General features: G+C 53.8%; 15 protein-coding genes. 6 read left to right on the top strand and 9 right to left on the bottom strand.

The window, feature by feature from the left end; all coding sequences use genetic code 11:
• Window positions 1-242: 242 nt before the first annotated feature.
• The 8 genes from QBD29_RS00660 to QBD29_RS00625 form a co-directional block, all read right to left on the bottom strand.
• Window positions 243-734 carry a hypothetical protein gene (locus tag QBD29_RS00660; protein WP_280099414.1) on the bottom strand — a complete coding sequence of 164 codons (492 nt, stop codon included), beginning with the start codon at window positions 732-734 and terminating at the stop codon, window positions 243-245.
• Complete coding sequence (locus QBD29_RS00655; protein ID WP_280099413.1) at window positions 731-1,216, bottom strand: RNA pyrophosphohydrolase; 486 nt, start codon at window positions 1,214-1,216, stop codon at window positions 731-733. Before QBD29_RS00655 ends, QBD29_RS00660 begins: the two co-directional genes overlap by 4 nt.
• Entirely contained in the window at window positions 1,216-2,544 is a 1,329-nt protein-coding gene (locus QBD29_RS00650; protein WP_280099412.1) for a S41 family peptidase, read from the bottom strand. Before QBD29_RS00650 ends, QBD29_RS00655 begins: the two co-directional genes overlap by 1 nt.
• 9 nt (window positions 2,545-2,553) lie before the next feature.
• Window positions 2,554-3,696: a peptidoglycan DD-metalloendopeptidase family protein gene (locus QBD29_RS00645; protein WP_280099411.1), complete on the bottom strand. Its 1,143-nt coding sequence runs from the start codon at window positions 3,694-3,696 to the stop codon at window positions 2,554-2,556.
• Window positions 3,693-5,210 carry a 2,3-bisphosphoglycerate-independent phosphoglycerate mutase gene (gene gpmI, locus QBD29_RS00640; RefSeq protein ID WP_280099410.1) on the bottom strand — a complete coding sequence of 506 codons (1,518 nt, stop codon included), beginning with the start codon at window positions 5,208-5,210 and terminating at the stop codon, window positions 3,693-3,695. Before gpmI ends, QBD29_RS00645 begins: the two co-directional genes overlap by 4 nt.
• Before the next feature lie 205 nt (window positions 5,211-5,415).
• The gene (gene rlmH / locus QBD29_RS00635; RefSeq protein ID WP_280099409.1) at window positions 5,416-5,889 is read right to left on the bottom strand and encodes a 23S rRNA (pseudouridine(1915)-N(3))-methyltransferase RlmH; all 474 of its coding nucleotides are present in this window, start codon (window positions 5,887-5,889) and stop codon (window positions 5,416-5,418) included.
• Between the two features lie 4 nt (window positions 5,890-5,893).
• Complete coding sequence (gene rsfS / locus QBD29_RS00630; protein WP_347936480.1) at window positions 5,894-6,223, bottom strand: ribosome silencing factor; 330 nt, start codon at window positions 6,221-6,223, stop codon at window positions 5,894-5,896.
• A gap of 155 nt (window positions 6,224-6,378) precedes the next feature.
• The gene (locus tag QBD29_RS00625; RefSeq protein WP_280099408.1) at window positions 6,379-7,248 is read right to left on the bottom strand and encodes a branched-chain amino acid aminotransferase; all 870 of its coding nucleotides are present in this window, start codon (window positions 7,246-7,248) and stop codon (window positions 6,379-6,381) included.
• Between the two features lie 167 nt (window positions 7,249-7,415).
• Here QBD29_RS00625 and QBD29_RS00620 point away from each other — a divergent pair, with 167 nt between their 5' ends.
• The 6 genes from QBD29_RS00620 to dxs are packed head-to-tail and all read left to right on the top strand — an operon-like array spanning window position 7,416 to window position 12,630.
• A complete protein-coding gene (locus QBD29_RS00620; protein ID WP_280099407.1) occupies window positions 7,416-7,913 on the top strand; it encodes a MarR family transcriptional regulator in 498 nt (165 codons plus the stop codon).
• A gap of 4 nt (window positions 7,914-7,917) precedes the next feature.
• On the top strand, window positions 7,918-8,625 hold the full coding sequence (locus QBD29_RS00615) for a response regulator (protein WP_280099406.1): 708 nt from the start codon (window positions 7,918-7,920) through the stop codon (window positions 8,623-8,625).
• Window positions 8,625-9,557, top strand: coding sequence for a histone deacetylase family protein (locus QBD29_RS00610; RefSeq protein WP_280099405.1), 933 nt, complete (start codon window positions 8,625-8,627; stop codon window positions 9,555-9,557). Before QBD29_RS00615 ends, QBD29_RS00610 begins: the two co-directional genes overlap by 1 nt.
• The gene (locus QBD29_RS00605) at window positions 9,557-9,793 is read left to right on the top strand and encodes an exodeoxyribonuclease VII small subunit (protein WP_280099404.1); all 237 of its coding nucleotides are present in this window, start codon (window positions 9,557-9,559) and stop codon (window positions 9,791-9,793) included. The genes QBD29_RS00610 and QBD29_RS00605 overlap by 1 nt, the downstream gene beginning before the upstream one ends.
• Before the next feature lie 2 nt (window positions 9,794-9,795).
• Window positions 9,796-10,674 carry a farnesyl diphosphate synthase gene (locus QBD29_RS00600; RefSeq protein ID WP_347936074.1) on the top strand — a complete coding sequence of 293 codons (879 nt, stop codon included), beginning with the start codon at window positions 9,796-9,798 and terminating at the stop codon, window positions 10,672-10,674.
• A gap of 27 nt (window positions 10,675-10,701) precedes the next feature.
• On the top strand, window positions 10,702-12,630 hold the full coding sequence (dxs, locus tag QBD29_RS00595) for a 1-deoxy-D-xylulose-5-phosphate synthase (RefSeq protein ID WP_280099403.1): 1,929 nt from the start codon (window positions 10,702-10,704) through the stop codon (window positions 12,628-12,630).
• Window positions 12,631-12,663: 33 nt separating this feature from the next.
• On the opposite strand, the gene QBD29_RS00590 is transcribed toward dxs, so the two are convergent.
• On the bottom strand, window positions 12,664-13,470 hold the full coding sequence (locus QBD29_RS00590) for an ion transporter (RefSeq protein ID WP_280099402.1): 807 nt from the start codon (window positions 13,468-13,470) through the stop codon (window positions 12,664-12,666).
• Window positions 13,471-13,489: the final 19 nt, after the last annotated feature.

Genomic DNA, 13,489 nt, shown 5'->3' with positions numbered 1-13,489 from the left:
TGGACGGTCATCGCCTTCCCAGGCTGTACCGTGAGCCCATCACAATCGAACTTAATTAAAGAAGTCTAAAGCACCCTGCCAAAAATCTGAATCATTCCCGTAATGCCAGCTTTGGCAGGATGCTCAGTGTTGGTTGGCCGCCCTGTTCCTAGCCATAACCGCTGCGTGGCTCAGGATTAACGTTGGGTGCTAGAAAGAGCCTTTTTCTGGGTCAAATATCCCCCGCGCGGAGCGCTAGAAACCTATTTGAACTCAAACTCTTTGATATCTGCATTTGAACATTTGCCTTTGCGCAAACATTTTTGCAGCAGCTTCACGCGGTCATCTGTAACCACTTGACCAAACCCGCCTGGACACGCGCCGATGTCGATCACATCGCCTTTGGGGGTTTGTTTGATGTACATAATCACGTCTTTATCCATGGCACTTGGAAATCCACCGCACCATGATGCCACACACTGCGTTTGCACCGTCACGTTCAGGGATTGCGCTTTGGTCAAACCCGATCGGCCAACAAATCGACCCGTTGCAACTGCCTTGGCCGACTGGGGAGTGCCTTCCACGTATTTCGGAATGGCCCCCGTCATTTTCACCTTGCCGACAAACAGCCGATATTTGTCAGGGGCTTCTTGATGAAAATTAAAGGTTTTCGCGGTGTTGGGTCGCAAACAGCTCAGGGCTTGCACCTGCGCGCCCAAAACCGAAAACATCACCAGCGCGCAGAGAAACCTCATCCAACCAAATCCTTGAATTCGCGAATGACCCGTTCATAAGTATCGCGTTTAAACGGCACTATTTTATCCAAAAGCTCTTCTGGCTTGATCCAGCACCATTCGCGGAACTCTGGCTCTGCGGTTTGGATGTTTATTTGGCTGTCTTCCCCCGTGAACCGCAGCAGAAACCATTTCTGCTCTTGGCCACGAAACCGACCTTTCCACAGTTTAGGAACCAACGCATGGGGCAGGTCGTAAGGAATCCAATCCTCTGTTTCGGCCACAACCTCTACCGCAGATGCGGGAATGCCTGTTTCCTCTTCCAACTCACGCAGGGCTGCCACGCGGGGGTCTTCGCCCTTTTCCACACCTCCTTGGGGCATTTGCCACGCATCGCGATAATTATCGAGCCGTTGGCCCGCAAACACATGGCCCGCGGCGTTGCACACCATCAGCCCCACACAGGGCCGATAGGGCAGTTTTGCGATGTCTTCAGGTGTCATCAGTCCGCCTGTCCCAGAACAGCCAAACCTTTCAGCACGTCCAAAGCATAGGCCAGTTGCGCATCATTGTTGCGCAGTTCAGCCGCTTTCTTGGCTTCTTCTCGTTCTTCTTCCAACAGTTTGCGTTGATCTTCGGACAGGCTGTCGTTGGACAGGGAGCCGCGCAAATCCGCTTCAAACCGCTGCTGACGTTGGTCTTCCTCTGCGGCCACTTCGATGGCGGGGCGCTGTTCCACAAGAATATCAGGGGATACGCCCAAGGCTTGGATAGACCGGCCAGACGGCGTGTAATAGCGTGATGTAGTCAGGCGCATGGCACCATCCCCTTGCAGCGGCATGATGGTCTGAACAGAGCCCTTCCCAAAGGATCGCGTGCCAATGATGACCGCACGACGATGATCCTGCAGCGCACCTGCCACAATTTCGGATGCAGACGCAGACCCGCCGTTGATCAATACAACAATCGGCTTACCTTGCGCCAAATCACCAGGCTCCGCATTCACCCGTTCGCTGTCTTGTGGGCCACGGCCACGGGTTGAAACGATCTCGCCTTTTTCCAAAAACGCATCGCTGACCGCAATCGCTTGGTTCAGCAAACCGCCTGGATTGTTGCGCAGATCAATAACGAACCCTGTCACCTGATCCATACCACCCGCTTCTTCCACTTTGGCTTTCAGCTCTGCTTCAAGGTTCACAAATGTCTGATCCGAAAACGTTGTCAGACGCAGCACAACGCTATCCCCTTCCAAACGCCCACGAGCGGCTTTGACCTTAATCTTGTCGCGCACGATGGTGATATCGAAAGGCTCATCCGTGCCTTCACGCACCAAAGTAATCACGATCTCAGAGCCAATTTCGCCGCGCATCAGATCAACCGCATCATCAAGGCTCATGCCAAGCGTGCTTTCGCCGTCCACTTGCGTGATGAAATCCCCCGCCTGCACACCCGCACGATCCGCAGGGGTATCATCAATTGGGCTCACTACTTTGACGAAACCGTTTTCCTGCGTCACTTCGATGCCAAGGCCACCAAATTCACCGCGTGTTTGCACCCGCATATCGTTGAAATCTTCGGGCGGCAGATAAGACGAATGCGGATCGAGCGATGTCAGCATCCCGTTAATCGCAGAACGGATCAGTTTTTCTTCGTCTACTTCTTCCACATAGGCGGATCGGATGCGCTCAAAGATATCCCCAAACAGATCCAACTGTTCATAAGTGGATTTCGTTTTCGCGGCCTCTTGGGCAATCAGCGGGCCAGTAAACTGCGCCGTCAAAACCATGCCAGCGAGCGTTCCGCCAATTGCGGCCAATGCGAGCTTCTTCATAAATCCATCCTAACTGTCGTTAACGGCAAACCAGACGCTTGGGTCCACAGGCTCACCTTCATATCTCAGCTCTATATAGAGCGTTTCTTGCGCCAAAGCACTACCGCCATCTGACGCCTCGATCAAAAATTCTTGTGCGCCAGCAGGGGTCCCGCCCAACAGGCCAACAGGTGCGTCTTGATCAACCACCTCTCCGATTTCACCGTACACCTGATTCAGCCCGGCAATCACCAGCAAATACTTGGGTTGCGGCTCTAACACTATCACGTTTCCGTAATCCAAAAATGCACCCGCATAACGGATCGTGGATGCGGCTGGCGCAGATACCAACGCCAATGGGCGTGCCGCAATCACCAGACCAGGCCGTTTCAAACCCGCCGCGTCCACTTCGTTAAATCCTCGCAACACCGCCCCATCCACAGGCAGGCGCAACGTGCCCCGTTTCTTTTCAAACGCAATGGCCTTGGCTGTTTCGGGTTCGGGGGGCAACACACCAATGCTGCCCGCAAACATTTCAAGCGATGTGGCACTGTCCGCAAGGATCTGCGTTTTCACAGGATCATCCGTCAATCGGCGCGGCAAATCCGTGCGATCCGCAATCGCTTGGCTCAGGGACACGCGCGCTTCTTGCACGCCTGCCAGCCCCAGCCGCAGTTGTTCTTCCGCTTCGGTTTGGATGCGGCGCAATTCGCTCAGCTCTTCCAATTGCGATTTCAATTCTTCGGCTTGGCGTTGCAATGATGGTGTCACTTCAGACATCATCATCCCAGATCGCGCCGTACCCACAGGCCCGGTTGGATGGATCAACAACATCGGCGTTGTGGCACGCTCCAACGTTTGCAAAATTCCCAACAAACGGCTCAGCTGATCACGACGGCTTTCAAATTCCAGCCGAATGACCCGCTCGCGGATAGTTGCACCGCGCAATCCATCCCGCATTGCGCTTAACCCATCTTCATAGGCACGCACGGTATTGGTTAACGCCTTTACGCGGTCTTTGGCGCTACCTGCTTCATTCAGGCCAGCCGCCGCCGAGCGCAATGCCTCGGAAGCCAGCTGCGCTTCCAGTACGGCTTCGCTCTGGGCATGGGCCGCGCTATGACAGGCCGCCGAAATGGCAACAGCCGCGATAATTTTGCGCAGGATCATCATGTTTCGATCAAACTTTTGCCCGTCATTTCTTTTGGCAGATCCAGCCCCATCAACGCCAATAAACTTGGCGCCAAATCGGCAAGTCGCCCGCCCGCGCGCAGCTTTGCACCTGTTGGCCCGCCGATCAAGACCACAGGCACGGGATTAACCGTATGCGCGGTATGCGGCCCGCCCGTTTCAGGATCAATCATGGTTTCGCAATTGCCATGATCCGCACATACAATCATCGCACCCCCCGCCGTGTTCAACGCGGCCTCTACACGACCCAATCCCACATCCACAGATGCACAGGCCGCCTTGGCCGCCTCCAAATCACCCGTATGCCCCACCATATCGGGGTTCGCATAATTCACGACAATCAGGTCATATGTGCCCGATGAAATTGCGCCCACCAGATTGTCAGTTACCTCTTCAGACGACATCTCTGGCTGCATGTCATAGGTCGCGACCTTTGGACTTGGGGCCAAATAACGATCCTCCCCCGCGGCAGGCACTTCGACACCGCCATTCAGGAAGAACGTCACATGCGGATACTTTTCGGTCTCGGCAATCCGAAACTGCGACAATCCTTTTTGCGCCACCCAAGATCCCAGCGTATTGACGATATCCTGTTCTGGGAAAATCACATCGCAGTATTCAGAATGCGCTTTTGAATACTCTGTGAACCCAGACACCAGCGCCAACTGTGGACGTGGTCCTGTTTCAAAACCATCAAAGTCTGGTTCGGCAATCGCCGCCAAAATCTCTCGCGCACGATCCGCGCGGAAATTCAGACACACCAAAACATCCCCGTCCGCCATGCCAGCATAATCGCCAATCACAGACGGCAGGAAAAACTCATCGCTTGTGTCATTGGCATAGTTCGCCGAAATAACTTGTGCTGCCGAAACCGCGCCAATGCCATCCCCATGAACTATCGCCCCAAACGCCTGAGACACCCGGTCCCAGCGGTTGTCTCGATCCATGGCATAATATCGGCCAGAAACGGTCGCGATAAACGCGTCTTTTGGCATCCTGTCCAACAGCATTTGCAAATACTGTCCTGTGGATTTCGGCGCAACATCGCGTCCATCAGTAAACAGATGCAGCGCCACACGCCGCCCCGCCGCAACCAGTACATCCATCATGCCAATCATATGGTCGATGTGGCTGTGAACACCCCCGTCGGACAACACGCCGCACACATGTACAACACCTGTTCCCGCCGCAATGATCCGCTGCACCGCAGGCTGATCCGCCAACTCACCTCTTGCAATCACGCCATTGATCCGCGCGAGGTCCATTTCCACCACGCGCCCCGCACCAATGTTCATATGTCCAACTTCAGAATTTCCCATCTGACCCATTGGTAATCCAACATCTGGGCCAAATGTTGTCAGCGTGGAATTTGGGCAATCGCGCATCATCCGATCAAAGTTCGGGGTCGCTGCCTGTGCCACCGCGTTGCCTTCGGTTTCGGGGCGCAAACCCCAGCCATCCAGAATGCACAAAACGACGGGTTTCGGAGTGGTCATAGGCCTGCCTTCGGTGTCTGCTTTTTGCGTTCTGATATCTGTCACGGACCCTAAGCACAAGTTAACGCCCGTCGAAAAAGGTTAATGCGTATTGGACCAAGTGTTAATTTTCAAAGGAAACACACAACCCATACCCACGGGACCCCTGTTTCTGGGTGGTTTGCTTTTTTAAAATTTTTAAAAATTGCAGCGCCGTTAACCTGTGTTAAGCCCGATGATACGGCGCATTCCCAAGGATACTGGCCGCGCGATACAACTGCTCAGACAGCATCACCCGCACCAACATATGCGGCCAGACCATTTTGCCAAAAGACAGTGCAAAATCAGCCTCTTGGCGCAAACTTGGGTCCAATCCATCGGCCCCGCCAATCAAGATCGCCAAATCCTGAACACCCGTATCCCGCCAAACGCTCAACTTGTTTGAAAAATCAATTGAACTCAGCACCTTACCGCGTTCATCCATAATCATCGTGACTGCACCCTTAGGGATCGCCTTGCGCAACAACTCCGCCTCCGCCGCCATCCCAATGCCGCGTTTGTCCTCGACCTCAACCACAGAAACCGGACCCAGCCCAAGGCCACGCCCCGTCTTGGCATAACGATCCAAATAGTCAGAAATCAGTGTAAGTTCCGGCCCTTTTTTGAGCCGCCCACAAGCAATAATGTGTACAGATAACAAACGCTTACGCGTCTGCGCCAGGAACTTCCTGCCACATCTTTTCCAGCTGATAAAACTCGCGCACTTCAGGGCGGAAAATGTGAACAATCACATCCCCTGCATCCAGCAGAACCCAATCCCCAGCGCTTTTGCCTTCCATACGCGAATGCACGTCCATCACCTGTTTCAACTGGTCCGCGACTTTCTCTGCCAAGGAACCGACTTGGCGCGCAGATCGCCCAGACGCCACCACCATGTGATCTGCCATCGACGATTTATCCGCCAAATCCAGAGTCACAATGTCTTCTGCTTTTTCATTTTGAAGCGTGTTCAAAATGAGATCCAGCATCGACATGCTTGGAATGTTTGCATCTTTATCAGCCACTTGGCAACCAACAGGCATCGAACGATACCCGTCCTTCAAAAACACGCCACTCTTCCTCGGACGCTGAGATTCTCGCGGTGTACCAGAGCGACCGCGCCGCCTCAAGCATCAACGGCGCAAGGCCGTTATGCACGCACGAGTTTTTCGTAATCTTCCGCAATGGTCCGCGCCATGTCACCCACTTCAAATGTGAAGTCACCGATCTGGCCTACAGGCGTTACTTCGGCCGCGGTCCCTGTCAGCCAGCATTGCTCAAAGTCATGCAATTCTTCTGGCATGATGTGGCGTTCCTGAACCTCGATCTGCTTGTCTTTCAGCATTTGAATAACTGTCTGACGGGTCAGACCGTTCAAGAAACAATCAGGTTTTGGCGTATGCACAACCCCATCTTTTACAAAGAAAATATTCGCGCCCGTCGCCTCAGCCACATAACCGCGATAGTCGTACATCATGGCATCAGAACAGCCTTTCGCCTCGGCTTCGTGCTTGGCCATCGTACAAATCATATACAGGCCAGCCGCCTTTGCAAAACACGGGATCGTTTCAGGGGATGGGCGTTTCCAGCGGGAAATATCCAGCTTCGCACCCTTCATTTTCGCATCACCATAATACGCACCCCATTCCCACGTCGCAATCGCCATGCGCACAGGGTTTTTTGCCGATGCCACGCCCATATCATCGCCTGACCCACGCCAGCACAGCGCCCGAACATAAGCATCTGACAAGTTGTTGGCCTTCAAAACTGCATATTTGGCCTCTTCGATTTCATCGACGGAATAAGGGATTGGAATGTCCAATTCGCGGCCCGAAAACAACAAGCGTTCCGAATGTTCACGAGACTTAAAGATTTTGCCATTATAAGCACGTTCACCTTCAAAGACAGAGGACGCATAGTGCATCGCATGGGTCAGCAAATGAACATTGGCATCCCGCCATTGCACCAGCTCCCCATCCAGCCAGATCACGCCATCACGATCATCATATCCACCAGCCATTTTACGCTCCACTTCGGGTAATTTTTTCAATTATTGCGTAAAGTGTCGAAAATTAGACACATAATTACACAAAAGTCGAATTTTGCTATCATTTGATTCTTGGAAAGTCAACAAGACTGACATAAATTGACCCACGCAGTTCAATTTAACGTCAGGTGGCAAACCTCATGCGCGATCGCTTGCAGCCCGGTGGGGAAAATCTTTTGTTTCTGACGGATGATCAGTTGCTTCAGGGCATTGAACTTTTGTTCTTTGCCTATCGTGGCTTCACCTCTGATCCTGACCGCATTTTGGAAAATCACACTTACGGCCGTGCCCATCACCGTGCGATCCATTTCATTCACCGCCGCCCTGGCACCACGGTAAATAGCCTGCTCGACATTCTTGGTGTCACAAAACAATCGCTCAATCGCGTCCTGCGCCAATTGATTGATGATGGATTGGTTGAAAGCAAGGTCGGCGAAAAAGACCGCCGCGAACGCCACCTGTTCCTGACAAAAGCGGGCCGCGAACTGGAATCAGAACTTTCCGCCGCACAACGAAAACGCCTGCGCACAGCGTACAAAGAAGCAGGGCCAGATGCCGTGCTTGGCTTTCGCAAAGTGCTTGAAAATATCATGGACCCTTCAATGCGCAAGCATGTGAAAAAGTTGGTAAAGGATTGAAGAGATGACAGAAATCCTCGCTGATGCGCATATTCTGATCGTTGATGACGATGAACGCATTCGAACATTGCTTCAAAAATTCTTGTCCCGAAACGGTTTCTGGGTCACTGCGGCGCGCGACGCTGCTCATGCCCGCAAGCTGTTGGATGGATTGGAATTTGATCTGATCGTCCTTGATGTGATGATGCCGGGTGAAGACGGTCTGACCCTGACGCGCGACCTGCGCAAAAAGCTCAGCACGCCGATCCTGCTGCTGACAGCCAAAGGCGAAACCAGCGAACGGATCATGGGGCTAGAGGCAGGGGCAGATGATTACTTGACCAAGCCGTTTGAACCCAAGGAACTGGTCCTGCGGATCAACGCCATCCTGCGCCGCATTCCAGTGGAGCAAACCGTCGCAGAGCCGCCAAAAACAATGCAACTCGGCGGCGTTCGTTACGATGTTACGCGCGGTGAATTATGGGCAGGGGACGACCTCGTCCGCCTGACCGCCACCGAAAGCGCGCTGATGCGCATCTTTTCGGCCACGCCACACACTCCCATTAGCCGCGCAAAACTCGTCGAAGACTTGGGCCGTGATACGGGTCAAGCCCAAGAACGCGCGGTGGACGTGCAAATCACACGGTTGCGGCGCAAGATCGAAGCCGACCCGAAATCCCCCCGTTACTTACAGACCGTTCGTGGCGCGGGCTACATGCTGGCACCTGAATAATGACAACTGCTTTTCTGACTCACACCGATTGCCTGCAACACATCAATCCTGCGGGCCACCCTGAACAGGTTGCACGGCTGGAATACATCCTCGATCGCATGTCCGCGTCTGAATTTGATGGCTTGATGCGGCTTGATGCGCCACTTGGGACGGATGAACACATCCTCACCACGCACCCCGCTGCGCATTTGAACGCAATGAAAGCCGCCGTTCCTGCCCAAGGCTGGACGCAAATCGACGGTGACACATCGGTATCCCCAGGCTCCTTGCAAGCCGCTTACCGAGGTGTTGGCGCAAACGTCAAAGCGGTTGATCTGGTCATGTCGGGCGAGGCCACCAACGCCTTTTGCGCCACACGCCCACCGGGCCATCACGCCGAAACACAAACCGCCATGGGTTTTTGCTATTTTGGCAATGTGGTTATCGGTGCCCGCCACGCGCTCGATCACCACGGGCTCGACCGTGTTGCCATCGTTGATTTTGATGTCCACCACGGCAATGGCACACAAGACCTCGTTTGGGACGACGAGCGTATCCTGTTCGTCTCTAGCCATCAAATGCCGCTTTACCCAGGTACGGGTGCTGCCAATGAAACGGGGGGCCACGGCAACGTATTGAACGTGCCGCTGAACCCAAACGCCAATGGCATCGATTTGCGCAACGCGTTTGAACGCGAAATTTTACCCGCACTCGAAGCACACAAACCCCAGATGATCTTTATCTCTGCTGGATTTGACGCGCATCAGGCGGATCCTTTGGCGAACCTCAACTTCACCGAAGCGGATTTTGCATGGGCCACAAAAACCCTCTGTGATTTTGCAGATAAACACTGCGAGGGACGGGTGGTCTCGACTCTCGAAGGTGGATATGATCTGGAGGCGTTGGCTGCCTCCGTTGCGGCCCATGTGACCGTATTGATGGAGCAAAGCTGATGGCTGACACACCCGTTTCCGAAATGAACTTTGAAACCGCCATGGCGGAATTGGAAAAGGTCGTGGGCCAATTGGAAAGCAGCCAAGTGGCGCTGGAAGACAGCATCAAATTATATGATCGCGGCGCAGAGTTGAAAAAACACTGCGAAAAGAAATTGGCAGAAGCAGAAGAAAAGATCGCACAGATCACACTTGCCGCTGGAAAACCTGACGGATTAAAACCGTTCGAGGGTTAAGCGTGGACGATTTTCGCGAAAAACTGAACGCTGTTGCCAGTGCAACAGAACAAACGCTGACGGCGTTGTTGCCCGATGGAGCAGGCAATCCAATGGCGGCACCCATGCGCCATGCGGTTCTGGCAGGTGGCAAACGCCTGCGTGCATTTCTGTCGGTGGAAAGCGCTGCGCTTTATGATGTTGATCCTAACCAAGCTTTGCGCACGGCCGCCGCCATCGAATGTATGCACGCGTATTCGCTTGTCCACGACGATCTGCCCTGCATGGACGATGATGACCTGCGCCGTGGCAAACCAACCGTTCATGTAAAGTGGGATGACGCCACCGCCGTTCTGGCTGGAGATGCGTTGCAAACGCTTGCTTTTGAAATCCTAGCGGATGCCGCAACCTCGCCTGATGCTGCGGTTCGCGTGGCCCTGATCGGATCGATGGCGCGGGCTTCTGGTGCAAATGGAATGGTGCTTGGTCAGATGCTGGATATTGCCGCGGAAACTGCAGAGACTCCATTAACGCTCGACCAGATCAAACACCTACAAGCCAACAAAACCGGCGCTTTGATCGAATGGTCTGCCCATTCTGGCGCGATGCTGGCGCAGGACGCTGGGGCCGAACTGATTGAATATTCCCGCGCGGTTGGGCTGGCCTTTCAAATCCAAGACGATGTTTTGGATGTTTTGGGCGATGCCGCGCTTGCAGGCAAACGACTGCAAAAAGACGCGGATGCGGGCAAAGCCACCTTTGTGTCACTGCTTGGTCTTGAACAGGCGCAAAAGAACGCCACATCTTTGATAGAACAGGCGTGCGACGCGCTGGATCGGTTCGGTGACAAAGCACATTCACTGCGGCAAGTGGCGCACTTCGTTGTGAACCGCGAATCGTGATTAAATAAGCGGGAAGAGGAACCTCAGATGAGCGATCGCCCAAACACTCCGCTTTTGGACCAAGTGAACGGTCCTGAAGACCTGAAACAGTTTTCCGATCCGCAATTGCGCCAAGTCGCCGATGAACTGCGATCAGAAACCATTTCCGCCGTGTCAGAAACAGGCGGTCATTTGGGCGCTGGGCTGGGTGTGGTCGAACTGACCACCGCGATCCACGCGGTGTTTGATGCACCAAAAGACCGTTTGATCTGGGATGTGGGCCACCAATGCTATCCCCATAAAATTCTGACAGGGCGGCGTGACCGCATTCGCACCCTGCGCCAAGCTGACGGATTATCAGGGTTCACCAAACGCAGCGAAAGCCCGTTTGATCCTTTTGGTGCCGCGCATTCTTCGACCTCTATTTCCGCCGCGCTCGGCTTTGCGGTTGCCCGTGATTTGGGCGGTGCACCTGAACATGGTCTTGGCGATGCGATTGCTGTGATCGGCGACGGGTCGATGTCCGCAGGCATGGCGTATGAGGCGATGAACAACGCGGGTCATCTGAAAAAACGCCTGTTTGTGATCCTGAACGACAATGAAATGTCCATCGCGCCCCCCGTTGGTGCCATGTCCGCTTACCTGTCAAAACTCTATGCGGGTGAACCGTTCCAAGAATTGAAATCTGCCGCCAAAAGCGCGATTTCCCTGTTGCCTGAACCGTTCCAAGACGGTGCAAAGCGAGCCAAAGACATGGTCAAACACATGACCGTTGGCGGCACGTTGTTTGAACAGCTCGGCTTTTCCTACATCGGTCCAATTGACGGCCACGACATGGATCAATTGCTGAATGTTTTGCGCACCGTAAAAGACCGCGCCACAGGGCCGATGCTGATCCACGTGATCACCAAAAAGGGTAAGGGGTACGCTCCCGCTGAAGAGGCATCAGACAAATATCACGGCGTTGCCAAATTTGATGTGGTTAGTGGCAAACAGAAAAAAGCGCCGTCAAACGCGCCAAGCTATACGTCTGTTTTCGCACAAAGCCTGATTAAAGAGGCCGAGAAAGACACCAAAATCGCCGCGATCACCGCCGCCATGCCAGATGGCACAGGTCTTGATAAATTTGCGGCGCGCTTTCCAAATCGAACCTTTGATGTGGGTATCGCTGAACAACATGCGGTGACCTTCGCTGCGGGCCTTGCGGCGGGTGGGATCAAACCGTTTTGTGCGCTGTATTCCACGTTCCTGCAACGGGGATATGATCAGGTTGTCCACGACGTGGCCATCCAACGCCTGCCCGTGCGCTTCGCGATTGATCGCGCAGGATTGGTTGGCGCGGATGGGGCGACCCACGCGGGCAGTTTTGACATTGGCTATTTGTCCAACCTTCCGGGGTTTGTCGTTATGGCTGCCGCAGATGAGGCAGAGCTTGTCCATATGGTGGCCACCGCCGTTGCCATTGATGACCGTCCCAGCGCGTTTCGTTTCCCACGGGGAGAAGGCGTTGGCATTGATTTGCCCGAACATGGGGTGCCAATCGAAATTGGCAAAGGCCGCATGATAGCCGAAGGCGCGCGCGTTGCCCTGCTTTCCTTTGGCACACGATTGCAGGAATGTGAAAAAGCGGCCGAATTGCTGGCTCGCAAAGGGATAACACCAACCATCGCAGACGCACGTTTCGCCAAGCCGTTGGACGAAGCACTGATCATGGATCTGGTGAAAAACCACGAAGCTCTTATCACCATCGAAGAAGGTGCTGTCGGCGGTTTTGGCTCGCATGTGATGCAGTTTCTGTCGGATCAAGGCGTGTTTGATAAGGGGCTGAAATTCCGCTCCATGGTCTTGCCTGATACGTTCATCGACCAGAACAGCCCCAAGGCCATGTACGATGTGGCTGGCATGAACGCGCCCCAAATAGAGGCGAAAGTTCTAGAAGTTTTGGGGATTTCACAGATTGGTGCGGCAACCGCCTAATGAAGATAGTTCACCGCGATAAGCTATAGGCGGTTACTTTTCCAACCTGTCCAGTCGTTCGCTGATTTCGTCCAGCTTTTGCATGACGGAGTCGCGATAGCTGCCTGTTGCCTCATCGCTTTCGGCGTGATGGGCATCTTGCATGGAATTCACGATCAAACCCACAAGCAGGTTCACCACCGCAAAAGTGGTGACAATGATGAACGGCACAAAGAACATCCAAGCGTATTGGAATTGTTCCATCACAGGCCGCACGATGCCCATGGACCAGCTTTCTAGCGTCATGATCTGGAACAGCGAATACGCAGAACGACCGATGGACCCGAACCATTCTGGGAAGGCTTCGCCAAACAGTTTTGTCGCCATTACTGCACCGATGTAAAAGATGATGGTCATCAGCAAAAACACCGATGCCATGCCAGGCAGGGCGGAGACAAAGCCTTCGACCACACGGCGCAGGCGCGGTGCAAAAGAGATCACACGTAGCACGCGCAAAATGCGCAAAGCACGCAGAACAGACAGGCCACCACCGCTAGGCGCGAACGACACTGACACCACCAAGAAATCGAATATGTTCCATGGCGCGAGGAAGAACCGCCAGCCATAGGCAACCAGTTTCACGGTCAGTTCCGCGACAAAAATCCACAAACATATGGTATCAATCGCCGACAACAGTCCGCCCGCCATACCCTGCATGGTTTTGGATGTTTCCAATCCCAAAACGATGGCGTTGATGACGATGACAACAAGGATCGTGTTGCGAACAAGGGCGGATTCAACCCAATGTTTTAAACGGGTCCGAAAGCCTGTTTCAGGGATCGAAGTATTTTGTGGTTCCATATCGCCTATATAGGTCGCG

Origin of the sequence: Amylibacter sp. IMCC11727, from assembly GCF_029854195.1 — a bacterium.
Lineage (GTDB): Bacteria > Pseudomonadota > Alphaproteobacteria > Rhodobacterales > Rhodobacteraceae > Amylibacter.
This window is presented reverse-complemented; position numbering and strand designations above follow the sequence as displayed.